The organism is Paenibacillus sp. JL3B1040, assembly GCF_057063165.1.
Genome location: NZ_CM169317.1, coordinates 648,151 through 673,810 on the forward strand (window position 1 = coordinate 648,151; position 25,660 = coordinate 673,810).

At 53.3% G+C, this 25,660-nt stretch carries 19 protein-coding genes; 5 read left to right on the top strand and 14 right to left on the bottom strand.

Going from position 1 to position 25,660, the window contains the following annotated elements:
• Positions 1–2 precede the first annotated feature (2 nt).
• Positions 3–2,012 (top strand): type I pullulanase, encoded by a 2,010-nt coding sequence (pulA, locus tag ACZF99_RS02765; protein ID WP_483608885.1) that lies wholly within the window; start codon positions 3–5, stop codon positions 2,010–2,012.
• Positions 2,013–2,375: 363 nt separating this feature from the next.
• Here pulA and ACZF99_RS02770 read toward each other — a convergent pair whose 3' ends face one another.
• From ACZF99_RS02770 to ACZF99_RS02830, 13 genes are all read right to left on the bottom strand, one after another.
• Complete coding sequence (locus ACZF99_RS02770) at positions 2,376–3,536, bottom strand: IS4 family transposase (RefSeq protein WP_483608229.1); 1,161 nt, start codon at positions 3,534–3,536, stop codon at positions 2,376–2,378.
• Positions 3,537–3,948: 412 nt separating this feature from the next.
• Positions 3,949–6,273: a glycoside hydrolase family 65 protein gene (locus tag ACZF99_RS02775; RefSeq protein ID WP_483608887.1), complete on the bottom strand. Its 2,325-nt coding sequence runs from the start codon at positions 6,271–6,273 to the stop codon at positions 3,949–3,951.
• A 104-nt stretch (positions 6,274–6,377) separates the two neighbouring features.
• Positions 6,378–7,037 carry a beta-phosphoglucomutase gene (gene pgmB / locus ACZF99_RS02780; RefSeq protein ID WP_316550406.1) on the bottom strand — a complete coding sequence of 220 codons (660 nt, stop codon included), beginning with the start codon at positions 7,035–7,037 and terminating at the stop codon, positions 6,378–6,380.
• A gap of 108 nt (positions 7,038–7,145) precedes the next feature.
• Positions 7,146–8,183, bottom strand: coding sequence for a LacI family DNA-binding transcriptional regulator (locus ACZF99_RS02785; protein WP_483608890.1), 1,038 nt, complete (start codon positions 8,181–8,183; stop codon positions 7,146–7,148).
• Between the two features lie 236 nt (positions 8,184–8,419).
• A complete protein-coding gene (locus tag ACZF99_RS02790) occupies positions 8,420–9,163 on the bottom strand; it encodes a creatininase family protein (protein WP_240268963.1) in 744 nt (247 codons plus the stop codon).
• 24 nt (positions 9,164–9,187) lie between these two features.
• A complete protein-coding gene (locus ACZF99_RS02795; protein ID WP_316550404.1) occupies positions 9,188–10,411 on the bottom strand; it encodes an ABC transporter substrate-binding protein in 1,224 nt (407 codons plus the stop codon).
• A 107-nt stretch (positions 10,412–10,518) separates the two neighbouring features.
• A complete protein-coding gene (locus ACZF99_RS02800) occupies positions 10,519–11,541 on the bottom strand; it encodes a branched-chain amino acid ABC transporter permease (RefSeq protein WP_316550403.1) in 1,023 nt (340 codons plus the stop codon).
• Between the two features lie 2 nt (positions 11,542–11,543).
• Positions 11,544–12,446 carry a branched-chain amino acid ABC transporter permease gene (locus tag ACZF99_RS02805; RefSeq protein ID WP_240268966.1) on the bottom strand — a complete coding sequence of 301 codons (903 nt, stop codon included), beginning with the start codon at positions 12,444–12,446 and terminating at the stop codon, positions 11,544–11,546.
• A 4-nt stretch (positions 12,447–12,450) separates the two neighbouring features.
• Entirely contained in the window at positions 12,451–13,155 is a 705-nt protein-coding gene (locus tag ACZF99_RS02810) for an ABC transporter ATP-binding protein (RefSeq protein WP_240268967.1), read from the bottom strand.
• Entirely contained in the window at positions 13,148–13,918 is a 771-nt protein-coding gene (locus ACZF99_RS02815; protein WP_240268968.1) for an ABC transporter ATP-binding protein, read from the bottom strand. The genes ACZF99_RS02810 and ACZF99_RS02815 overlap by 8 nt, the downstream gene beginning before the upstream one ends.
• Positions 13,919–13,949: 31 nt before the next feature.
• Positions 13,950–14,597, bottom strand: a complete 648-nt coding sequence (locus tag ACZF99_RS02820; RefSeq protein ID WP_240268969.1) for a GntR family transcriptional regulator — start codon at positions 14,595–14,597, stop codon at positions 13,950–13,952.
• A 25-nt stretch (positions 14,598–14,622) separates the two neighbouring features.
• On the bottom strand, positions 14,623–15,564 hold the full coding sequence (locus ACZF99_RS02825) for an isoaspartyl peptidase/L-asparaginase family protein (protein ID WP_240268970.1): 942 nt from the start codon (positions 15,562–15,564) through the stop codon (positions 14,623–14,625).
• A 246-nt stretch (positions 15,565–15,810) separates the two neighbouring features.
• Positions 15,811–17,556: an alpha-glycosidase gene (locus tag ACZF99_RS02830; RefSeq protein WP_483608895.1), complete on the bottom strand. Its 1,746-nt coding sequence runs from the start codon at positions 17,554–17,556 to the stop codon at positions 15,811–15,813.
• A gap of 583 nt (positions 17,557–18,139) precedes the next feature.
• Here ACZF99_RS02830 and ACZF99_RS02835 point away from each other — a divergent pair.
• From ACZF99_RS02835 to ACZF99_RS02850, 4 genes are all read left to right on the top strand, one after another.
• The gene (locus ACZF99_RS02835; protein WP_483608897.1) at positions 18,140–19,459 is read left to right on the top strand and encodes a sugar ABC transporter substrate-binding protein; all 1,320 of its coding nucleotides are present in this window, start codon (positions 18,140–18,142) and stop codon (positions 19,457–19,459) included.
• Between the two features lie 97 nt (positions 19,460–19,556).
• Complete coding sequence (locus ACZF99_RS02840) at positions 19,557–20,861, top strand: carbohydrate ABC transporter permease (protein ID WP_059042248.1); 1,305 nt, start codon at positions 19,557–19,559, stop codon at positions 20,859–20,861.
• The gene (locus ACZF99_RS02845; protein ID WP_059042250.1) at positions 20,858–21,703 is read left to right on the top strand and encodes a sugar ABC transporter permease; all 846 of its coding nucleotides are present in this window, start codon (positions 20,858–20,860) and stop codon (positions 21,701–21,703) included. The genes ACZF99_RS02840 and ACZF99_RS02845 overlap by 4 nt, the downstream gene beginning before the upstream one ends.
• Positions 21,704–21,795: 92 nt before the next feature.
• The gene (locus ACZF99_RS02850) at positions 21,796–23,871 is read left to right on the top strand and encodes a methyl-accepting chemotaxis protein (RefSeq protein WP_483608900.1); all 2,076 of its coding nucleotides are present in this window, start codon (positions 21,796–21,798) and stop codon (positions 23,869–23,871) included.
• Between the two features lie 72 nt (positions 23,872–23,943).
• Here the strand turns inward: ACZF99_RS02850 and ACZF99_RS02855 are convergent, their stop codons facing one another.
• A complete protein-coding gene (locus ACZF99_RS02855) occupies positions 23,944–25,632 on the bottom strand; it encodes an alpha-amylase family glycosyl hydrolase (RefSeq protein WP_483608902.1) in 1,689 nt (562 codons plus the stop codon).
• Positions 25,633–25,660 lie beyond the last annotated feature (28 nt).

The window sequence follows — 25,660 nt, forward strand, 5'->3', positions numbered from 1 at the left end:
CGTTGTCCGTACAAAAAGAATACCATGGCACCATCGATTACGGAGATTTGACGGTCACCGACGGGATTTCTGTGTTCGATCCCGCGTTTGACGAGAGGTTTGTCTATGATGGAGATGATCTGGGGGTGGGATATTCGCCGGAGCGCACGCGCTTTCGCCTATGGGCGCCAACCGCTTCCGAGGCGAAGGTCGTTCTGTATGACACTTGGGATGGTACGGCGGTCAATGAGCTGCCGATGCAGCGGGATGTGAAGGGAACATGGACGCTTACGGTGGAGGAAGATTGCCGGGGGTTATTTTATACGTATCGCGTTAAGGTGGGCCAGTCGTGGAATGAAGCGGTGGACCCTTACGCAAAAGCGGTGGGGGTCAACGGAGAGAAAGCCGCGATCCTCGATTTACGGAGCACCGATCCGCAAGGATGGGGGCAGGATGTGAAGCCGTCGCTAGCATCGCCGGTAGACGCGGTCATTTATGAGCTGCATCTCCGCGATCTCTCGATTCACCCGCACAGCGGGATTCGCCAGAAGAGTAAGTTTCTGGGCCTGACGGAGGAAGGAACCCGGGGACCGGAGGGGATCCCGACGGGCCTGGATCATATCGCCGGGTTAGGCGTGACGCATGTGCAGCTGCTGCCGGTGTTTGACTATTCCCGGGAGAGCGTGGATGAGAGCCGGTTGGATGAACCCCATTACAACTGGGGATACGATCCACAGAATTATAATGTGCCGGAAGGCTCCTATGCCACAGATCCGTATGATCCGGCCAAACGCATTACCGAGCTGAAACAACTCGTTCAGACACTGCATGCCCGCGGGCTCCGGGTGATTATGGATGTGGTGTACAACCACGTGTACGACGGGTATTTGATTCATTTCACCAAGCTGGTGCCGGGGTATTACTTGCGGTATAAAGCGGACGGGACGTTATCGGACGGGGCGTTTTGCGGGAACGAGTGCGCATCGGAACGGCCGATGATGTCGAAATATATCGTGGAGTCGATCCTGCATTGGGTGCGAGAGTACCACATCGACGGGTTCCGCTTTGACCTATTGGGCCTGATCGATATCGAGACGATGAATGAAATCCGCCGCCGCCTGGACGAGATCGACCCTTCGATCCTAATGATCGGCGAAGGCTGGATGATGGAAACGGTACTTCCCAAGGAGCGCCGGGCCAACCAGGAGAACGCCGGCAAGCTGCCGGGTATCGGGATGTTTAACGACGGGATGCGGGATGCGGTGAAGGGGGACATCTTCATCTATGACCGCAAAGGCTTCATCAGCGCCGGAGAAGGGTTCGAGGACGGAGTGAAGCGCGGCGTGGCCGGGGGGATCGACTATGACGGGGCAGAGCTTAAGCAATTTGCCGTAGAGCCGATCCAGTCGGTCAACTTCGTCGAATGCCATGATAATCATACCTTATGGGATAAAATCGAGCTGTCCACGCCGGACGCCTCGGACGACGAACGCCGGGCCATGCACCGGCTCGCCTCGGCGATCGTGCTGACGAGCCAAGGCATCCCGTTCCTCCACGCCGGCCAGGAATTTATGCGCACGAAGGGCGGCGTGGAGAACAGCTATAAATCGCCGATCGAGACCAACTGGATCGATTGGGAACGCTGCGCTGCGCACCAGGACGACGTGTCCTACCTGCGCAGCCTGATCGCCTTGCGCCAAGCGCATCCCGCGTTCCGCCTGCGGACGGCGGACGAGATCCGCGCGCATTTGCGCTTTGAGGCAGCGCCGCCGCACGCCGTGGCGTACACGCTGCGCGACCACGCCGGTGGCGACCCGGATCGCCACCTGTACGTGCTCTACAACGCGACCCCCGGCGCGTTGTCGCTGGAGCTGCCCGCCCTCGGACCGTGGGAGGTCCGGTTCGGCGGCGAGCACGTGCTCGCGCTGCAAGCAGGCGCGAGCGAGGGCGCTGCAGCGGGAGGGCCTCCAGCCGGCGGAGCACGGCTGGAGGTGCGCGGGGGCGGCGTCGTGGTACTCGCCGTCCCGCGGTAGCCGCGCAAGGGCCAGGGGCGGGAACCCCGCGGCCCTTGGTTTCGCGCTCGGCCGTGCGGCCGGGAGGACCCCAGCCGGTCGCCCTGCGCGGCCAGCCCCACAAATAAGGGTAAAAAACACCCTTATTTCCGCAAAAAAGCCCTTTTTGAACAAAATAGCGGTATTTCATGGCCTTATTTTTCCGCAGGCGCCACTAGCCTTGCATAGAAGCTGACATGGATTGGATTAAGAATCAAAAGTATACATGAAGTGTATCTAGACCAAATATTTTGCAGTTAGTTATCCAGGCTCATCGCCAAAAAGTCGATCTCCCTGTAAGCATAGGATCATGTTACCAATTATTGTATATATGCCCTTGTGTAACTATTTCTTGATCAATTTTACGGTCTTGTGCACCTTAGGATGCTTTCGAGGGCGACCGAGCTTCTTTTTCTTACGCCTACCAAGTGAATGCTTGGTCGGCTTGCGGTTCAATCGCTCCACAAATGCAGTCCATGAGGATGTTATATACGCTCGCAGCATCTTCAAAAAGGACCACAAGCGCTGAGGGGGTGCGGACTCTTGATGAATCAACTGCAGTAAGGCATGAGCAATCATCGCCAAATAGATTTGGTTCCACACCGCCTCTGGCTTGTAGCTGTATAGATGAACAAGACTTACATGTTGTTTCATCCATTTGAAAAACAGCTCGATGGCCCAGCGCCCACGATAGATGTCACTGATCTGTACAGCTGTTCGATCCCATACGTTTGTCAGAACCCGGTACAGACGTTCTTTGTCATCGATGTACTCCACCAATCGCAAAGAAACCTCCACTTGTTCTTTCGTTTCTTTATCCGTGTAGGATACGGTGACATCGGCATCGCGAAGGATCGAAGGGAACTCGGAAACATCGCGTTCTTCCTTCACAACGGTTCGGCTGTTTTTCTGGATACGTGCGACGAAGCGAATATTGTTTTCTAACCAATGCTTGAATTGGCTATACACAATGTAACCGCGGTCCATCACATGAATCGCCTTGGGATCGACGACGAGATCCAGCGCGACTTCCGAGTCTGCGACGCCTCGAGTGGAACAGACCATCTGATCGCAATAGCAGAGGCCTGGGCGGGCTAATACGACACTCGTATGAATCTTAATGCCATTGCTTGTCTGTGAATTATAAGCCCATTTACCCGCCATCTCTGGAAGAGACAACACCGTCGAATCGATGATGCGCAGCTTTCCGAGATGAGCCCCTTTTTGCGCTGAACAAACCTGATTTTGCTTAGAGATCAATTGGAACCAAAGCTCTTGCAGTTCCACTAATGGAAGTGCGTTTAAGGTCCGGTCAATCTGAGAAGCGCTGATGCGGACAAGACCAATATCTTGTTGTAACTGCGGATTCGCATCGAGATGAAGGCTAATGGTCTCCAGATCGCTACGTTGGCTTAATTGGGCTTCGATCAACAGCTTAACCGCTTTGACGAAAGTGAACTTGCGACGATAATTAAACAACGGAAAATGATCGTCGGATAAATCCATGTAATCTAGGCATTTACAAATGACGGTCTGATCTGGTACATTACCCATAGTGAGCTCCTTTTGTGAGAGGAATGGGTAACATGCCTATCCTTCAACATTAGGAGTTTTTTTATGGATTTCCAGAGTGATTCCATCAATTTCTTCAATATTTAGGAATTTGTGAGAACATTATTTTTCTTATGTCAGGTTTGGTGCAAGGCTAGTGCGCAGGCGCCCCCAAAGGGCGGTTTTGCTCCTGACGGACCGAAATAAGGCCATTTTTTACCTCTATTTGTTCAAAAAGAGCCAAATCACCGGGAATAAGGTGATTTTATACCGCTATTTCCCCGAGGCGAAGCCGCCGCGCCCGCTCGTCCGCCCACGCAAAAGCCCCCACCGCTAAGCGGTGAGGGCTTTTGACTTGATTATACCTTTAGCTCAGCGCCGATGGCTCCAAACGCTGTGCTTGCACTTGGCTGTTCGCATCGACCGTGTAGCTTTGGTCGTAGATGCGGATGGCAGCCGGTGTGCTGGACTCGTTGGTTACGATAATGCTGTCCGCAGTGGCGTTCACTTGCAGCAGGGAGCCGCGGAACATCACCTTAAACGAGAACGAGGTCCAGTGCGACGGGATGAACGGACGCAGCACGAGCTCGCCTTCGCGGACGCGCAGGCCGCCGAAGCCTTGCACGATCGCCATCCACGTGCCGGCCATACTGGTCGTATGACAGCCGTCTTCGGTGTCATTGTTATAGTTGTCGAGGTCCAGGCGCGCGGTGCGCAGGTACATCTCGTAGGCCTTCTCTTGATAACCCAGCTCGCAAGCGAGGATCGCGTGCACGCAAGGGGAGAGGGAGGACTCGTGAACGGTCATCGGCTCGTAGAAATCGAAGTTGCGTTTCTTCGTGTCCAGGTCGTAACGGTCGCTCAGGAAGAACAAACCTTGCAGTACGTCCGCTTGCTTGATGAAGCACGAACGCAGGATGCGGTCCCAAGACCAGTTTTGGTTGATCGGCAGATGCTTTGGATCCATATCCTTGACAGCGATCAGTTCCTTGTCGAGGAAGCCGTCCTGTTGCAGGAACACGCCGCGCTCTTCGTCGTACGGGTAGTACATGTTGTCGATGATGTCCTGCCATTGCTTGGTTTCCGACTCTTCAAGCCCAAGCTTCTCAATCAGCGCCGTATAGTGCGCGGAATCCTGCGACTTAAGCTCAGCCAGCACTTCCAGCGTGTATTCGAGCGTCCAGACCGCGATCCGGTTCGTGTACCAGTTGTTGTTGACGTTGTTCTCGTATTCGTTTGGCCCGGTTACGCCCAGCATGACGTATTTGCCTTTCGCCTGCGAGAAGTTTACGCGTTGCTCCCAGAAGCGGGAAATTTCAATGAGCACCTCCAAGCCGTATTCGCCCAGGTAGGATTTATCGCCTGTATAATTTACATAGTTAAAAATCGCGTAAGCGATCGCCCCGTTCCGATGGATCTCTTCAAACGTGATTTCCCATTCGTTGTGGCATTCCTCGCCGTTCATCGTCACCATCGGGTAGAGCGCGCCTTTCGTAAAGCCAAGCTTGCGGGCGTTCTCCTTCGCCTTCTCCAGATGCTTATAGCGGTAGATCAGCAGGTTGCGGGCGATTTCGGACTCCGCAGTGCTGAGGTAGAACGGCAGGCAGTAAGCTTCCGTATCCCAATAGGTGCTGCCGCCGTATTTTTCCCCGGTGAAGCCTTTCGGCCCGATGTTCAGACGGTCGTCCTCGCCGCTGTAGGTTTGGTTCAATTGGAAAATATTAAAGCGAATCGCTTGCTGCGCCGCTACGTCACCTTCGATGATGATGTCGCTCATTTCCCATTTTTTCGCCCAGGCTTCGGCCTGCTCGCGTTTCAGGGTGTCGAAACCGGCTTGCTTCGCCGCGTGCAGCGCTTCCGTCCCGACTTTCACCAACTCGCCTAACCCGTGATCGCGGGAGGTGACATTGGCTACGTATTTATACAACGTAACCGTCTGGTTAGTGGACGCGGTTACCGCCACTTCAGCGGAGACGAATTTCTCCTGCTCGTGGAACGCCGGAGCCAGCTCCAGCCGCTGTCCGCCTTGCTCCACATCAAACGCCATGATCGACGTAACGTGGAAGTCGAGCTTTTTCGTTTTAACCGTCAAATAGGAGAGGTCGGCACCGGCGGCTTTTTCAACCTCCAGCCAGAATTTCTCCTCATAGTTGGAGTCCTTGTTCTTCACATCGCCGTCGAGGTAAGGCGCAAACCGCAGCTCCCCGTTGAAGTTGAGCGGCGTAACCGCATAGCGGATCGCTCCGATTTCATGGCGCACGATGCTGACGAACCGCACCGCTTCCACTGCCAGCTCTTTACCGTCTTTCATGACGGCGGTGAAGCGACGAGAGAGATAGCCTTCCTTCATGTTCAGCTCACGGACGAAATCCTTCACCTGACATTCGGCCAAATCCAGCGCCACACCGTCCACGAACACATTGATACCGATCCAGTTCGTGCTGTTCAGCACTTTGGCGAAGTATTCAGGATAGCCGTTTTTCCACCAGCCCACCCGGGTTTTGTCCGGATAATACACGCCGGCCATGTAGCTGCCTTGCAGGGAAGTGCCGCTGTATTGTTCCTCAAAGTTCGCACGCTGGCCCATATATCCGTTGCCGATGCTGAAAATACTTTCCGAAATCTCATGATTCGCCGGATCAAAGGATTCTTCAATGATGGACCACGGATCTACCTTCAAATACTGTTTCACTCTAACCGCTCCTTTAGTCTTTTCTAATAGATTATTTATGCAGAAAAAGAACGATAGCTATTCGCCGCGATCGGCTTGCGTACATCCAACGAGTGCGCTTGCGTTTATTTCGCGGCCAGCTGCTGCAGCAAGTCAACCGAGACGTCGCCCAACGAAGAGACCACCCGGTCGGCCTCGCCGAGGGTGTCCGGGGAACCGATGCCGATGCAGCGCATGCCCGCGCGGCGAGCGGCTTCAATCCCGGCCTCGGCATCCTCAAATACAACGCACGCTTCTGGAGCAACGCCTACTTCCGCAGCGCCGAGCAGGAAGACCTCGGGGTCGGGTTTGGCGCTGGAGGTGCGGGTGCCGTCGATGATCGCATCGAAGTACGGCGTAAGGCCGGTATTTTTTAGGATGATCGGCGCGTTCTTGCTGGCCGAGCCTAGCGCGGTCTTTAACCCGTTCTCGCGGCACTGCTGCAGGAACTCAAGCGCCCCCGGCAGAATTTCCGAAGCATCCATACGGGAGATATACTCGACGTACCAGTTGTTTTTGCGCTCGGCCAGCTCCTGCTTGACGGGGTCTTCCAGTTGAAGGCCGCCAACACCGAGCAAAATGTCCAGCGAAGCCATACGGCTCACGCCTTTCAGCTTCTCATTATCCTGCTCGGTGAACTCGAAACCCAGTTCCTCAGCCAGTCGTTTCCAAGCCAGGTAATGGTATTTCGCGGTATCGACGAGCACGCCGTCGAGATCAAATAAACAAGCTTGAATCGGATTCATAATCAACCTCCTGTGAAGAGTGAAATTAGCGCAAACGTTTGAACAGAAGTCGAAAAATAAAGGAAGCTTCAGCTTCCGTTTATTTTCATCAACAGGCCCATGCGTCCCCTAGGATTTCTTGGGGACCGAATACATGGACGAATCGCGGACGATCAGGCGGTGCGGAATGATCTGCCGCTTCGGATACACCTTGTCGCTGTTGTTTTGAATCGATTGAATCAACACCTGAGAAGCGGTGTAACCCAAGTTGTAAATGCCGATATCCATGCTGCTGAGCGGTGGCGTAGAAAGCTCCGACAGCGGGATATTGTTGAAGCTGACCAGGCACAAATCTTCAGGCACTTTGAATTTCAGTTCATGCAAGCCGCGAAGCACGCCAAAGGCTACAACATCGTCAATCATGACCAGAGCCGTCGGGCGGTCCGGAAGATTCATGAAGAACGACATGGCCCGATAGCCGCTGTCCTGTAAAAACTCACCTTCGACAATCCATTCGGGCCGGCACTCCAAGCCTGAATCTTTGAGCGCATCCTGATAGCCCTTCAACCGGTCTTTGGAGACGACGAGTTCCGACGGTCCGCTGACGAACCCGATCCGTTCATGTCCCAAGGCGATCAAATGTTTTGTGGCGTCGTATGACGCCTGGATATTATCATTATCCACCGTTAAAATATCAGGATATTCCTCGCTGCGTCCGATCAACACGAACGGGTGACCCCCCTCATGGAGGAAATCGATCACCGGATCGTTCTGCCGTGAATACAGCAAAATGACCCCGTCCACCCGGCGTCCGTTCAAGAGTCTGGAGACGCTTTCGAGCTCTTCCTTCTCATTAGCTCCAGAGCTGATGAGCACATCATATCCCAGGCGGCTGGCTTGGGTTACGATGCCGCGGATCAGTTCCATGAAGAAGAAGTTGGAGAACAATTCCTCGGCGGACTTTGGCAGCATGATGCAAATACTGTTTGTCGTTTTAGAGACCAAGCTCTTGGCCATAATGTTTGGATGGTAGCCAAGCTGGTCCATAATGAGCTTCACTTTGCGCGAGGTTTCCGCGCTGATTCTGGGGTGATTGGACAGCACCCGGGACACGGTAGAGGGCGATACTCCGGCCTTTTTGGCAACATCCTTAATGGTGACAGCCATAAAAAACCTCCTCTGTGGAACCGTTTGCTTTACACTGTAATATTAATCTAAAGATTGCCGAAAGTAAATAGAGAAAACAGGTTGAAGGCCGTCATGAAGCCCGGAATACCGTCTATTAGCGGGGAAATTACCCCGAAAAATGAACAAACGTTTGCGCATTATGGGCCGGCAAAGAAGAGACGAAAAGAAGCCGCCCCCGGATGAAGCAGCCGAGGGACGGCCTTCTTAGGTTTGGCTTAGTTGTTTAAACCGTACTTCCAATCCTTCTTGTCCATTTCGCGAATGAAATTTTCCAGGACGTTCAGAACGGCTTCTTCCAGCAGCTTGCCTTTTTCTTTGGTCGCGACGCTTGGATCTCCGGAGGCACCGGTATCGGTAAGCTCCTCGAAGCGCCACTTGATCTCTACGAATTCCGGCAATTCCGGAACGACGCCCTTGGCATGCTCCATCTCCATCCAATCTTCGAACAAGGCCAGACCCATGGAAGTTTCGCCTTCGCCGGCGTGACCCAGTCCGTTCCATACCTCAAACGTGCCTTCCGGCACCATTTTCCCGGCGGCCACCCACCAGTCGTTAAGACTGGCGATCGTCACATGGGGGTGCTGAACTTTGACCGCCCGGGCAGCCAATTCAATCGGTGCGATATTGCCGTCATGGCCATTCATGATGATGATCTTGGTGATGCCGTTGCGGACAATTTCGTTCAGAATATCTTTAATGACGTTCGTGATCGTTTCCGGGGTCAAGCTGACGGTGAACGGGAATTTGTTGTAGTGCTCGCTGAGTCCGTAATTGATCGGCGGCAACACCATTAAGCCTTCCACGCGCTCGGCCAGCTTCTCGCTTAGAATGTTGGAGATTAGGGCATCCGTACCGAACGGCATATGGTAGCCATGATTTTCAAAGGCCCCCACTCCGAAAATGACTTTATCGACCTTACTGTTTCTGTACTGGTTGCCCGTCATTTTAGTTCCGATCAACGCCATAGCTAATGCACCTCTTTCTTATTTTTCCGGAGTAATATTTTCGCGGAATTCGAATTTTCCTTCCTTGACTTCAATAATGGTCACGCTCTTATCAGGAACGCGTCCGGAGCCGTAACCGATCTCTCCCGTGACACCCTTAAATCCGGAGGTTTCGTTCAGAGCGTCGCGAATCGCTTTAGGATCCTCGCTGCCAGCTCGCGTGATTGCGTCTGCGATCAGATACATGGTGTCGTAGCCGAGTGCTGCAAAGCCATTTTCCGGTGCGTTCCCGGTTTTGTCGGTATAAGCCTTCACGAAGCTTTGTACCTGTTCATCGCTGTTTTCCAGCGCGACGTGGGTGGCGAAGAAGACGTTATTCGTTTGCGGTGTACCGCCCATTTCGACCAATGCCGGGGTATCGAAGCCGTCGGCGCTGACGATCGGAGTGTCGATGCCCATTTCGCGGATTTGCTTGACGACGATCCCCGCTTTATCAGGAAGGGCGGATACCATCAGAACGTCAGGCAGCTCGGGTAGACTCTTCAACCGTGTAATTTGTGCGGAGAAGTCGGTGTCCGCCGCACCGTCGTATTTGTCTTCCAGAACGACTTCGCCGCCTTTGGAGGTAAAGCGGTCTTTAAAGAAGGTCGAAACGTTGACGGTAAAGTCGGAGGACGTGTCGGTCAACACCCAAACCGTCTTGGCGCCCAGCTTGTCCATCGAGTAATCCGAAATCGCATAAGATTGAGCGTCATCGCCAAATGCGGCCATGTACATAAAGTCGCCGACTTGATCCGGAATCAACGGGGAAGTCGCGCCCGACGTAATGAAAGGAATACCGGCCTCTTGGGCAATGGGCCCTGCGGCCAGAACGTAAGTCGTATCGCTGAATCCGGCGACGACCGGTACCTTCTGTACGTCGATCAATTCCTGCATGCCGTTGGCTGCCGAGAGAGTTTCTGTTTTGGCATCGATCGAGACAACCTTGACTTGTTTGCCATTAATGCCGCCATTCGCGTTAATTTCCTCCGCAGCCAGTTGGAACCCGGCCAGCGACGGGCCGTCGAGGGAGGCTTGTCCGCCGGTCACATTAAACAAAGCGCCGATCTTGATTTCGCCCCCGCTGCTCGCAGCATTGCTTTCCTCTCCTGCTGCGGGTGCCGCGTTGCCTTTGTCTCCATTGGAGGATGCACTATTCCCCCCGTTGCCGCAAGCGGATAAAAGAAGCATGATAACCGTTAAAAGTGCGATCATTTTTTTCATAAGCGATTTTCTCTCCCATCTGTGGTTTTTAAGAGGACATAGCCGACTTCCAACGTTTGTTTCTATATGAGCCTTACATGGGATTCACCCCCGCATGAATGGACGGTTTATTTTCCTAAAAGACCTTTCGGTCTGAGGATTATCGTGATAATGAGCGCTGCGGACATGAGCACCTGGCTGATGCCGTACATTTGCGGAAGCTGAAAGCCGAATAGCTCGATGCCTCGCTCCAGTTTGTTCAGCAGAAGCTCAGGGATCAACGTAACCAGGATAGCGCCGAGAACCGCTCCAGGAAGGGTCCCGGAGCCGCCGATGACAAGCATGAGCACCAAATTGAAGGTCATGGAGTAGGAGAACATGCTTGGGTTGATGCTTGTAATCAGATGGCCATACAAACTGCCGCCGATGGCGGCGAAGAAGGCACCCGCGGCAAAGGCGAGCATTTTATGCCGCACCACCTTGACGCCCATCGCTTCCGCGGCCAAATCGTCTTCCCGGATGGCCAGCATAGCGCGGCCATAGGAGGAGTGAAGCAATCGCCATACGAAGTAAATCGTTATTGCGACGAGGGCGTAGACCCACCAAATATTCGACATTTTGGGGAGGCCGGAAATGCCGCTTTTCCCCCGGGTAATATCCGTCAAGTTGGAGGCCAGCACGTTGATAATGACCATGAAACCCATGGTGGATACGGCCAGGTAATGGCCGCGCAGCTTCAAAACGGAAAATCCGATCACAAACGAACAAATCACGGCAATCAATCCGCCGATCAGCATGGAGATGAAGAAAGGCAGCTCGGTTTGCTGCAGCCACCCCGGCATTTGCGGGAACAAAAGCGGCTTGCGTGCCAGGGGGTAGGTCAGCAGCGCCGTCGTATAGGCGCCCACGGCCATAAATCCGGCATGTCCCAAAGAGAAGATGCCTGTGTACCCGTTCGTCAAATTAAGACTGACGACCAGAATGATATTGATGCCTACCAAATTAATCAGCCGTAAATAGTAATCGTTCAGCGTGAAATTGGCGATGATGAGCAGAAGAATCAGGAGTCCGACACTAACGGCGAAGAGGGGCCCCCTCATGCCGGGCAGTCGGGTGCGACGGGTTGCTTCAAGCCCAAGCGGTTTGTTCATGGTTAGACCCTCCTATCCTCGGCCTTGCCGAATATCCCGGTCGGCTTGATTAACAGCACGACGATCAGGGCCAAGAAGACGAAGGCGTCCTTGTAGGCCGACAGCTCCGGCGGCAAAAACCCGACGAACAATATTTCTCCGAAGCCGAGGATGAGCCCCCCGATCGCCGCGCCGGGCAGACTGCCGATGCCGCCGATGACGGCTGCGACAAAGGCTTTGAGTCCGGGCACAAAGCCCATCATGGGCTCGATGCGTCCGTAACGTCCCGCGTTCATGACGCCGGCGACGGCCGCGAGCGCGGCTCCAATAATGAAAGCCGTACGGACGATGGAGTTGATGTTGACGCCCATCAGCACCGAAGCGTTCATATTTTCCGCGGTAGCCCGCATGGCGATGCCGAGCTTCGTCTTTTTGATAAACATGGTGAGGGCGATCAGCAGCAGGGCCGATAAACCGATGATGGCGATATTCATGACGGAAAAATCGATGCCGCCCAGTTCTACCATCTTGGAAAGGTAAGCCGGGACCTGGAAAGACCGCGGCTGTGGAGACAGGATCATGGTCGCAAGATTCTGAATCAGGATGGAAACGGCAAAGGAAGTGACCAACGTCGTTTCTTCCGGCTTGCTTCGCAGCGGCCTGTACGCCGCTCGCTCCACGACCAGGCCGATCATGACCGTCACCGCAATGGAGAGGAGGATCGCCACCGGGAAGGGGAGAAGTAGGTTCAACGTGAAGGCCATGGCCGCATACGAGCCGATCATCAGCAAGTCGCCATGTGCGAAATTGATCAGCCGAAGAATCCCGTAGACCAGCGTATAGCCGATGGCGATCAAGGCGTAGACGCTGCCTAGTCCAAGGCCGTTCACCAATTGTTGTATAATGTAATCCGCAGAATAGACCATCGGTTTAACCCCCCAGATAAGCCTTTTGAATTTCCGAATTGTGCAGCAGCTCTTCGGCAGGCCCTTCAAGCTTGATGCTGCCGGTTTCGAGCACGTAGGCCCGGTCGGCGATCAGCAGCGATTCATAGGCGTTTTGTTCAACGAGCAGTATGGTGATATCGCTCTTTTTCAATAATTGGATGACTTCGAAAATTTTCTCGACCATGATTGGAGCCAGTCCCAGTGAGGGCTCGTCGAGCAATAACAGACTGGGCTTGCTCATGAGCGCCCGGCCCATGGCCAACATTTGCTGCTCTCCGCCGCTAAGAGCTCCCGCGGGCAGCTTCTCCCGTTGTTTGAGGACGGGGAAAAGGCTGTAGATCCATTCGATATCCGCCGAGAGGTCATCGGACTTGGGACGCGTATAAGCGCCCATCCGTAAATTCTCCAATACGGTCAATTGGGAGAAAACCTGCCTGCCCTCGGGGGAATGGGCCATTCCCATAGAAACGATCTTATGGGCCGGTATGGAGGAGATTTCCTTCCCCCTATACTCGATGCTGCCCGACTTAGGCTTCAGCAACCCCGATAAGGACCGCAGGGTCGTCGTCTTGCCGGCACCGTTCGCTCCGAGCAGGGCAACAAGCTCGCCTTGCCGCACCTCCAGAGAAACATCCTTCAACGCATGGATCTGATCGTAATAAACGTTAATGCCGCTCACTTTAAGCATGTTCGGCCGACCTCCCTAAATAAGCTTCGATCACTTCGGGATGGGAGCGAACGGTTTGTGGGTCGCCTTCGGCGATCAGTTTGCCATAACTCAGTACCTGGAGATGATCGCAAAGGTTCATGACGAACGGGATATCGTGCTCGATGAGCAAAATGCTTAAATCATAGCGGTCGCGAATATCCCGAATTAAGGATGTCAACTCTGCCGATTCGCTGTGGTTCATCCCGGCGGCGGGTTCGTCCAAGAGCAGGAGAGAAGGGCGCAGGGCGAGAGCCCGGGCTATTTCCAGCTTGCGTTGGGAACCGTACGGAAGGCTTCCTGCCTTGACGTCGCGGACGTCTTCTAGTCCGACCGACTCCAGTAAATTTTCCGCCTCCGAGCGAATGTTCTTCTCTTCCAAGGCAAAGCTGGGAAAGCGAAGCAGGGTAGCCCACAACCCCGATCTCTTATGGATTTGAGCCGCGACCATCACGTTTTCCAAGACGGTCAATCCTTTGAACAGGCGAATGTTTTGAAACGTTCGCGCCAGGCCAAGCGCGGCGATTTCGTCCGGTCTTTTGCCGGAGATATCGTTACCCTGGAAAAAGACCTTTCCCTCGGTTGGCTGGACGAGAGAAGTTAACATGTTGAATACCGTCGTTTTCCCGGCACCGTTCGGGCCAATCAATCCATGAATCTGTCCGGGCTTTATTTGGATACGATAAGAATCGACGGCGGTTAAGCCTTTGTATTTTTTGGTCAGGCCAGTCGCTTCCAATATCATGACGCACACCTCCAATATCGAAATAGAAGCATTAAGTGTGCTGGGACGAGAAAATGCGGTTTCGTGTACCCAGTATGTGTTCGATCATTCGCTTTCTCGCCGCTTGCGGATCTTTGTTCTTGATCATCTCGACGATCTCGCGATGTTCGTCATTCATTGTGTTCGTGCTGCCGATTTTCATATCCAAGTAGAGCACGCGCTGCATGTTATCTAGATTGTTGATGATCAGCTTTTTGAGCCTGCCATTATTGCTCGCTTCGGCCACGGCGGCGTGAAAATCGAAGTTCAGTCGCATATAATCGACCTCGCTGATTCCGGACTGCGGAGGGATGTCAGCTCCGACAAGTTGTTCCATCTTGTCGATCGCTTGGCGTGAGGCGTAGGAAGCGGCCAGTTCCGCCGCGCCGCCTTCCAGAATCAGCCTAAGCGAGATCAACTCGTCCAGATCCTTTAAATTGACCTGGCTTACGAGGCATCCCTTGAAGGGGATGATTTCGACTAGTCCTTCATGATTCAGGATGTTGATTGCATCGCGAATCGGTGTTTTGCTGGTTTGGAATTGCTCGGCTAAATCTCCGGCGTGTATCGTTTCTCCCGCCTGTAGTTCCCCATAGACAATCATGTCTTTTAACCGCCGGTATACCTGATCGGTCAGTGAGGCTTTCTCCACTTTGCTCACGGGCATCTCTCCTTGGAAATTGGGATCAGGTCACATCGGATGTCTCGAACGTATCGGTGTTATGGCTTGGCAGTTGTACTAAAGGTACCTGCTCGAGAATACCGTTGCGAATCATGGCGACAGGAAAGCTGACGCAATTGTGCACCGCTGCTGCCCGCCCAGAACTGTCGACGACCAGGATCCCGCCGAATTCGCCGGTGAGCCGGTGGAGTCTATGGATCGCTTTTGTTGCCGCCTCTTGGGGATGTGAGCCTGATTTGATTTCTTCCTCGACAAATTTCGCAGTTAAGGTTGAAATAAATGCCTCGCCGCGTCCGGTGCATACCACTGCACAATAACTTGAGGCGAAAATGCCCCCGCCGATGTATGGAGTGTCTCCGACTCGACCGGGGAGCTTCAGGAAGGAGCCGCCCGTCGAGGAGGCTGCGGCCAGCCCTCCATGATCGTCAAGAAGGACGCAGCCGACCGTATCGGATTCCTTGATCAGCCCGGTGAAGGCGCTGAATTCGACTTCTTTGCCGCTGCGCTTTAGATGGATTGCCGTTTCCCAGGAGGCAAGCTGCACCGCGGTGATGCAATTATCTGCAGAGAAGCCGTGTTCCCTGGCAAATAAGGTGGCTCCTGTTCCGGCTAACACGACATGCCGGCTTTCCTCCATCACTTTACGGGCAACGGAGACGGCATGCCTAACCTCCTGCATTGCCGCCACAGCAGCGAATTTTCCAGTTACGCCGTCCATGATGGCGCCGTCGACCTCGACATAACCGTCGCGGTTCAGGACGGAGCCGAGCCCTGCATTGTAAAGCGGGTTGTTCTCCAGTTCATTAACAGCTTTCTCCGCAGCGGTTAATCGGTCATGTCCGCGGGCCAGCTCCTGGTATGCGGTTAATGCTGCAGCTTCAAGGCCAAGCATGTAAGGGGGATCCGTTTTCGTCTCAACACTCCCGTGAACTAAAATAACACTCAATGTTAGTTACCCCCTGTACTCATGATGTTTTAGCGATATATCGCAAATATTTATTCGGAATATAGCACGTTAATTCAGAAGGGACAATAGGATGTGTTGAAAAATGTAAACTAATATGACGTAAATGCAAATTTCGACAATAACTGATGTTCGCTATTATTACATTAACGAGCACATGGGGAAAAAGAAAAAGTGCAGGGGTCACCCCTGCACTTTTTCGGTAGCTTATATATGCGTTCGTATCGGTTAGTTATTCATGGTCAACACGGCATAACCGTAAGCCGGAAGCTTAACGGCGAGCTTGCCGTCGGTGGTGCTGTAGGTTTGACCGCTGAAGGCATCGCTCCAGGATTGACCTGTCGCAGGAATCTGGATGGTTTGACCCGCATCGTAGTTATTCAGCAGGACGAGCACCTTTTCTCCGTCTAATACACGTTCGTAAGCCAGCTTCGAGCCGCCTTTCTCCGCTTGCAGGAACTTCAGGCTGCCGGTGCGCAGCGGAGCCAGCTCCTTGCGGACTGCGATCAGCTTCTGGTAGAACGTAAACAAGTCATGGTCCTGGCGTTTTGGATCCCACTCCATGCATTTACGGCAATCCGGATCCGGTCCTCCGTCGAGGCCCACTTCATCGCCGTAATAAATGCAAGGCGTTCCGCTGTATGTAAACTGGAACAGTGCCGCCAGCTTCATCTGGGCTTTGTTGCCTTCGCATAACGTTAAGAGACGTGGAGTATCGTGGCTGTCCAGCAGATTGAAAGCCACTTCGCTGGCCTGCAGCGGATAACGGGACAACTGCTTGCCGATTGCATTCGCGAAGCCTTCGGCATCCAGGGTACCGCGAACGACGAAATCCAGCACCGCTTCCGTAAACGGATAGTTCATGACGGCGTCGAATTGATCCCCTTGCAGCCAGCCGGACGACTCGTGCCAAATTTCGCCCAAGATATAGGCATCCGGGTTGGCGGCCTTCACCGTTTTGCGGAAATCGCGCCAGAAGGCATGATCCACTTCGTTGGCTACGTCCAGCCGCCAGCCGTCGATCCCCACTTCCTTAATCCAGAATTCAGCAACTTTCAGCAAATATTCTTTCACTTCCGGATTCTCGGTGTTTAGCTTCGGCATTAGCGGTTCAAATGCAAACGTGTCATACGTAGGAACGCAGTCCTTGACTTGCAACGGATATTCACGTACGTAGAACCAATCTTTGTAGCGGGATTTTTCGCCTTTTTCCATCACGTCGACGAATGGGGCAAACGTCTTGCCCGAGTGGTTGAATACCGCGTCGAACAACACCTTGATTCCCCGCTCGTGGCAGGCTTGAACCAGCTTCTTGATCGTGGCGATATCGCCGAAATGCGGGTCGATCTTCATATAGTCGGCCGTATCGTATTTATGGTTGGTCGTGGCTTCGAACAACGGGGTGAAATAGATGCCCGTAATGCCAAGCTCGCTTAGATGGTCGAGATGATCGATCACGCCTTGCAGATCCCCGCCGAAGAAGTTGTCGCGTTCCGGTTTGCCGCCCCAAGGCATAACACCTTTTGGATCATTGCTCGGGTCGCCGTTCGCGAAGCGTTCTGGGAAGATTTGATAGAAGATGGCATCCTTCACCCAAGCCGGCGGCGTAAATACGTCAACCGGATTGATGAACGGGAACTCGAACAGCCGCTCTGGGCCTGCCGGACGTTCCTTCGTAAATTCGCTTTCCGTCATCCAGATCTGCTCATCGCCGGATTTCAGCAGGAAGCCGTATCGCGTCCGACGCAGTGGCGGCTGATAGGAGCATTCCCAATAATCGAACATCTCGTCGCTGATCATCAAGGTCATTGGAATCAGCTCTTTGCTATCATCCCACATGTATTTATCCCCCACGTAGGCGTACACCTCGGTGAGGTCGTTCTTTTTGGCGCGCAGGCGCAGATGGAGCGTTTTGGTGTCGTAAGCATAAGTCCAGTTGAGTTTGGGACGGTGATATACCGCTTCGAGTAACATAGAGAATCCCTCCTGAAGAATTAGTGGACGGCTTCGTCGCTAGGCTTCCTAAGCAAAAAAAGCACATCCAAGCCGAGTAGCAGGCCGAGGATGTACCTTTCGATAACAGCGCCTTCAAATTATTGAACCAAGCGGCAAAGCTAGTATTGCTCTTATTGATCCGGATTATAACACTGTTCAAACCATTGCACAAGATACGAAAGAAACGACGAGAATTACGGATGAAAATGATCCGAGATCATGGACAGATAGTGCCAAAAATCGCTTGATACATAGAGAAAAAACGCACAATCGTGCCATATGTGCGATCGTATGGCAATGACATAAACCAATAAAAAATGCGAATTATAGAGAAAATGAAAGTAAAAGAGAGATCGGGATTGATTTTACCCGGTTTAAGCTCTGTGCAAACGTTTTTACAAGTTCCATAGCATGATGTATGATGTGTTACGTGGATAAAGCGCTTTCGGGCAGGGAATACTAAACTAACGCAGAAAGAAGCCGTAAAAAGCAAAAAGTTTCAGGTATTTTCTGAAAACGTTTGCGCAACACCGTCTATATAATATTAGGAGGGGTTATTGTAATGAAATTCAAAAAGGCATTGACCTTGATTGCGGCACTGTCCTTGGTGGTTTCGATCACTGCTTGCGGATCAAGCAATAACGGCAACAACGGAAGCGCGAATGCGCCGGCCAACCAAACCGAAAACACGGGTAATGCAGGCACTGGCGAGAACACTTCGGCTGACTCGATCGTTCCGGAAGACGGCGCTGAGCTGATCATTTGGGAAAGTAAAGAAGAGAAAGTATTTACGGAAGAAATCGCGAAGCAATTTACAGAGAAATACGGCGTTAACGTAAAAATTGAAGAAGTAGCTCCTACTGACCAAATCGGTAAGTTGACGCAGGACGGTCCTTCCGGACTTGCTGCCGACGTCCTGATCGTCCCTCACGATCACTTGGGTAATGCGGCAACCTCCGGCTTAATCCTGCCGAACGACGTGTTTGCCGAAGAAACGACGAAGAACAATACCGAAGCCTCCATTCAAGGGGCAACCTATGACGGCCTGCTGTACGGTTATCCGAGAGCAGCCGAAACGATGGCTCTGTATTACAATAAATCGCTACTTCCTGAGGCTCCTAAAGACTTCAGCGATGTGCTGGAATTTAGCAAAACCTTCACAGATAAGTCCAAAAACAAATACGGCATTATGTGGGAAGTTGGCAACATGTACTTCAACTATCCGTTTATCGCAAGCGCTGGCGGTTACCTGTTTGGCGATAACGGTACGAACCCAGCAGATATCGGGTTGGCTAACGATGGAGCAATTGAAGGCCTGAAAGTATTCCAAAGCATTAAAGCCGCTTTGCCGATCAACAGCGGCGACATCAACCCGGACATCAAACGCAGCTTGTTTAACGAAGGCGACGTTGCGATGGACATCAACGGTCCTTGGGAATTGGCAGGATATAAAGCCGCTCTCGGCGACAACCTGGGTCTGGCTCCGTATCCGACGGTCAATGGTAAAACGGCGATCACATTCTCCGGGATTAAAGTGTGGGTGGTTAACTCCTTTACGAAATATCCAAACGCAGCGAAATTGTTCGCGAACTTTGCTTCTTCGAAAGATGCTCAGCTCTTGCTGAACGAAAAGGTCGGCGCGGTTCCGACGAACCTTGAAGCGCTGGAAGCCGATCAAATCAAAAACGATCCGTACGTATCGGCCTTTGCTGAACAATCGAAAAACTCGCAACCGATGCCTTCTATTCCGGAAATGTCCAACGTTTGGGCTCCTGTAAACGCAGCGTTCCCAGAAATCTGGAATAATAATGCGGATCCGAAACAAGCTATGGAAGGTGCCATTAAGCAAATTCAAGAGTTGAACAGCGGGGCAGCTGAGTAAGTCAGAACTTACTTTCACCCAGTGAGGAAAGGTTGAGCCCGCCGCTTCTAGCGGCGGGTCAACCTTAATTTCCCAAGGGAGAGGAGAAGGAAGGGAAATGGACCGACACCAACATCGGGATCGGGCGACGCTATTGTCGATATTGTGCATGGGCCTGGGACAACTCTACAATCGACAATATATCAAAGGGTTGTTGTTCGTCCTATTTGAAGCTTTTAGCGTCATTTATTTCATTCGGAACTTAGGATATGCGGTTTGGGGGATCATCACGCTCGGGGAGACGCCTAGAACCGGTGCCAATATGAACGGCAACTGGGATCACTCGATCTTCATCATGATCCAAAGTTTGATTACGCTGCTGTTTGTGGCGGTTTTTATCCTTGTGTATGTCATGAACGTCCGCGACGCCCGCAAAATCGGGCAGGAACGGGACAACGGCAAGAAACCAAATAACTTTAAACAATCGGTACGTTATGTACTGGACTACAAATTCGCTGTTGCATTTTTGAGTATTCCCGCTCTCGGGATTTTATTTTTTACCGTCATGCCGATCATTTTCATGATCTTGCTTGCGTTTACCAACTATTCAGCGCCTAAACATATCCCGCCGGCCATGCTGGTCGATTGGGTTGGATTCGGAACGTTTAAGAATCTGGTGGCGCTCAAGACCTGGAGCCATACCTTTTACGGCGTATTGACCTGGACGATTATCTGGGCGATTTTGTCGACGGTAACAACCTACTTCGGTGGTCTACTCGTAGCTTTGCTGATCAATCAGAAGGGCATTCGCTTTAAAGGGCTGTGGAGAACGATCTTAATTCTTCCTTACGCCATTCCGCAGCTGATCTCGCTGCTTGTGATGAAAAATATGTTTAACGGCCAGTTTGGTCCGATTAACCAGTATCTTGGATACTTCGGGCTGGGCGGACTGCCTTGGTTGACCGACCCGTTCTGGGCCAAAGTAACGGTGATTATCGTAAATATGTGGGTGGGGATTCCGGTCTCCATGCTGCTGATCCTGGGCGTGCTGACCACGATTCCGAAGGACCTGTACGAGGCGGCCGAAGTGGATGGAGCTACCGGGTATCAAAAATTCAGAATCGTCACGCTGCCGATGATCCTGTTTACGACGGCGCCAACGCTGATTACCCAATTTGCCGGTAACATCAACAACTTTAATGCCATCTTCCTGTTGACGGGTGGCGATCCGGTGAAAGGGGATTATCAGTATGCCGGGGCAACCGACCTGCTGGTTACCTGGCTCTACAAACTGACGTTGAACCAAAATAAATACAACATGGCCTCTGCTATCGGGATCATCATTTTCATCATTATCGCTTCGTTCTCGATTTACAACTACCGCAGAACCAAGTCGTTTAAAGAGGAGGATATGATCCAATGAGCGGACGGAAAATACGAAACGCGATTCGGTTGGGTGCCAGCTATATTGTCCTAGTCATTCTGTGTATTGCCGCCGTCTACCCAGTGCTTTGGGTCGTCTTCGGTTCTTTGCGGCCGGGTAAATCGCTGTATAGTAAGACGCTGATTCCGGAGAAATTTACGCTTGACCATTATATCGAACTGTTTACATCGAAAACTTATCTGTTTGGGACCTGGTATTTGAACACGCTGAAAATCGCAGTATTCTCGATGCTCTTGGGCGTACTGCTAACGTTGCTCACCAGTTATGCCATCTCCCGGTTCCGGTTCCGCGGACGCAAAACAGCGCTGTCGGGCTTGCTCGTTCTGGGCATGTTCCCGGGCTTCATGAGTATGATCGCCATTTACCTGCTGCTGCGGGAGCTGCAACTGCTTGATACTCATTTGGCGCTCATCATCGTATATGCGGCGGGTGCGCCGCTTGGCGGGACGTTTATTGCCAAAGGCTTTCTAGATACCATCCCACGATCGCTGGATGAGGCGGCGCGGATTGACGGGGCCAGCAACTTCTTGATCTTCCGGCGGATTATTCTTCCGCTGTCTAAGCCGATGTTGACGTATATGGCGTTAACCCAGTTTGTCGGTCCATGGGTTGACTTCATCTTTGCCCGGCTCGTGCTGCGGACGAAGGAGAATTGGACGCTGGCCGTCGGGATGTGGGATATGGTCAGCAGTAACCAAAACAGTAACTTTACCTTGTTTGCCGCAGGGGCGGTTCTGATCGCTCTCCCGATCACCATCCTGTTCATGTTCCTGCAGCGGCTGCTTGTTGACGGCTTAACTTCAGGCGCCAGCAAAGGATAATGCAGTAAGCGGGTTAAAGACACCTGGGTATGGCCTCAGTCTTGCGGGGCTATGCCCTTTTTTTATACATATTTCAAAAGGGGATGCGGGGTATGAAGAAGCTTCGCGGTCATAAAAATTGGAATTCCGTGGGCTTAAAAATGTTTGTCATCGTATTTGCGGCGGTTGTGACGTTATCAGCGGTGTTGGGGTTCAGCTCCTACCGGGCGTCGCGGGACATCATCCGAGAACAGGTGGCCTCGGCTTCCACTCAAGCAGTGGAACAGGCGGCGGACAAGCTTGATTTCCTGTTGGAACAATACGAAGCTTCCTCTCGGCAATTGGCTGTGGATCAGACGCTGCGGAGCGATCTGGAGACGGTCACCCAGCCGGGAATCGGAACGGTCGCTAAAACGCAAGCCGAGGACCGAATCCGCAAAAAGCTTGATGGGCTGAAGGGAACCGACAATCGCCTGCAGGGGGTACGTCTGGTCGCCAAAGGTCTGGAAGACGTCAAGTCGTATAAGTCCTCGGGCGTAAGTTCGATTCGCTCGGACGAGGCGGTGGAAGGCCGGGTGAAAGCCGTACTGGAGGCGGAAGGCGAACCCGTATGGTTTCCGGCACTGCAGAAAGGCTTCTTCGACGCTTATACCGAGCCTACGATTACGATGGCCCGCCTGCTGCGGAACATGAACCATCCGGAGGCGGAATACATTCTGCTGTTCGAGATCAAAGCGCAGGCGCTGGGGGACATTCTAGGCAACCTGCAAATCGGGAAGTCCGGTCAGGTGCGGGTGCTTACCGCCGACAACCAAATTGTCCATGCGGTCGATCCAACTCTTTTGGAGACGGAATCCGTGATTAAGGTGGATGCCCAGTTGGCTGAAACGGGAGAAAGCTCATTCCAGGCGGTGGACGAGCAGGGGGTTCAGCAGCTCGTCGTATTTCGGCCGCTGAAAACGGTCGATTGGCGGATCGTCGGGTATGCCCCGGAGAGCGACTTCTTGAGCGCGGCTGATCGGCTGCTGGTGGTGATGGGATTTGTTTTACTGGGTGCCGTGGTGGTTGCGGTGCTGATTGGATACTTGCTGGTGCGCATGGTCGGTCGGCCTTTGGAGAAGCTCTGCCGGTTGATGGAGGAAGGCGAGCGCGGGAATCTGCAGGTTCGCACGCATTTTAAGGGGAAAGACGAAATCGGGCGACTGGGACACAGCTTCAATCGAATGCTGGAGCAAATCTCCAAGCTGGTGGAACGAACCAGCGTGTCGGCCGTGGAATTGTTGGCTACTGCGGAGAATCTGACCAAAGCGTCGCGTGACACGTCACAAACCGCCGCCGAAATCGCGCAGGCTACCGGAGAAATTGCAGCGGGAGCCGAAAGCTTGGCCGCGGAGGCGGAGAAAGGAACCGAGACGGCGGAGCGGATCGGCGATCAAATGGGCCGGGTCGCTCGCCTCAACGCTGCGATGGATGCGTCCGCCGGCCGCGTCATCGAGGTCAGCCACAAAGGGGAAACGTATATGGAGCAGTTGGTGGAGAAGACCGAATCGGTGTCTCGCATGACAACGCTGCTGGAGGAAAATTCGGACAAGCTGAGCCAAAGCACCCGCTCAATCCGCTCAATCCTTGCGCCGATGGTGGAGATGACGAAGCAAACGAATATTTTGTCGCTGAACGCGTCGATCGAAGCGTCCCGCGCCGGGTCGGCCGGCAAAGGGTTTATGGTCATCGCCGGGGAAATCCGCGAGCTCGCTGCCGCTTCGGGGGAATCGATCCAGACCGTATCGGCGATTACCGAGGAGATCCAGGAGGCGATTGGACAAACGGTCGAGGTGCTGACGGGAATATCTCCGCTGTTTGCGGCGCAAACGGAGGCTGTCAAAGAGGCGGCCGGCATCTTCCAGAACGTCAAAGGGGAAATGGAGCGATTCGTGACGGAAATCCGGAGCTCGTCCGCTTCCGTTCAGGAGCTGCTGCATTCGCAATCGATCCTGCAGGATTTTGTGGATACAGTGAGCTCGGTCGTAGAACAAACGAACGCCTCCACCGAGGAGGTCGCCTCCATGTCTCAAGAGCAGCACCGGGTCAGCGCCGGATTAGTGGATTTGTCTGCACGGCTGGAGGATTTGGCATCGCAGCTGCAGCGCTCGCTAAGCGCGTTCCAGGGAGAGGGCGTCGCGAATTCATAACGCAAAAACGCTTCGGCGGAAGGAAGCCTGCGCTTTCCTTCGACGCCGAAGCGTTTTATTTTTGATGGAGCCTTACTCCAAAATTGCTGTCGAGTATGCGGGGAGCGTCAGCGTGTTCCCGCTAAGCCCTGTTCCTTCCCCCGTTTCCGCCAGCACTTGGGTAAAGTTCTTGCCGTCCGCTTGACCCGGGCCCAAGGTGAACGTAAGCTCGCTGCCGGTTAAGTTGTGAGCGACCAGCACGGCCTGATCTTCGGTTACTCGTACATAAGCCGTAATCCCCGGCTGGTCCGTTGGATATTCCTGAATTGCGCCGTCTTTAAGCGCGGGAATCCCGTTACGCATCCGGATCAATTTGCGGTAATGCGACAGCAGGGAGTCGGAGTTACCGGTTTGCTCGCTGACGCTGAGGCCTTTTTTGCCGGCATTGTTCTCTGCGGCCTCCCAGGTCGTTTGCCCTTCGCTGTCGTCCTGCGTCCAACGCATCGGCTCGCGGATCAGCTCGTCAGGCTTTGCGCCAAACATTCCGATCTCCTCGCCGTAATAAATAAACGGATTACCGGGAAGCGTCAGCAGCAGGCTCGCAGCCATCTTCGCATGCGGCACATCTCCCTCCAGCTGGGTCATCACCCGGTTCTGGTCATGGTTGGTCAGGAACGTGGCATCAACGAAGGTGCCGCTGGACTTTTCGCTATACAGCTTATACGTACGCTCCAGTGTAAATGGGATGTTTGCGTCCTTTTCGTTCTTCACGCTGCTGAGGATCGTCTCGGCGAGGCTGAAGTTAAATCCGGAATCCAAGGCCCCGTCCAGATAAGAGGAAATCAGCGCCGCTGAAGGATCCCATACCTCTCCGACGAGATAAACGTCGGGTTTGGTTTCGTTGAGCCCGCTGCGGAACTCCTGCCACCAAGCTACGTTTTTGTTGGTGGTTTCCTGGCTTTTGTCCGTCTGCAGATCTTCGTAGATATGCTTCGCAGCGTCAAGGCGGAAGCCGTCCAGACCTTGCTCCAGCCAGAATTTTCCCGTCTCAATCATTTCTTTCCTCACTTCCGGGTTATCGAAATTGAGATCGGGCATCCCCTCCCAGAAAATCCCGAGGTAATGGTCACCGCGCAAGCTATGCCAAGGGTTGCCGCTGCCTGCGGCACTGGAGCCGGACGTGGCACGACCGCTGTCCTCGGCCCAGACGTACCAATCCCGGTACGGACTGCTTGGATCGGCAGCCGATTCGGTGAACCAAGGGTGCTCCTTGCTGGTATGGTTCACAACCAAGTCCATAATGACTTTGATTCCGCGCTTATGCGCTTCTTCCATAAAGGTGCGGAAGTCGTCCAGCGTACCGTATTCCGGGTTGATGTTGCGGTAGTCGGTGACGTCGTAGCCGTGATAGCTTGGCGAAGGATTGATCGGCATCAGCCAGATGCCGCCGATTCCCAGGTCGGTATCGGTGTCCGGGTTCCCGTCGTTTAAGTAGTCCAGCTTGCTCGTCAATCCCTTGAAGTCGCCGATGCCATCGCCGTTGGAGTCGGCAAAGGAACGGACAAACACTTCATAGAAAACCGTTGACGGCTGAGGGTCCACCGCATCGGCTTTTGCATTTTGACTTGAATCTGCTGGTGTCTCAGCGGCGGGTTGGTTTGACTCCGAGGCGGCATCGGAACCGCTTGGAGATCCGGTGCAGCCGGCTAGCAGCAGCAGAATGAGGACAGCGCTTCCAAACCGCCGCAGCACCGTTCGCCGGGGGAGGTTATGGATTGGCATGATCATCTTCCTTTCCAAAGTACCTTTT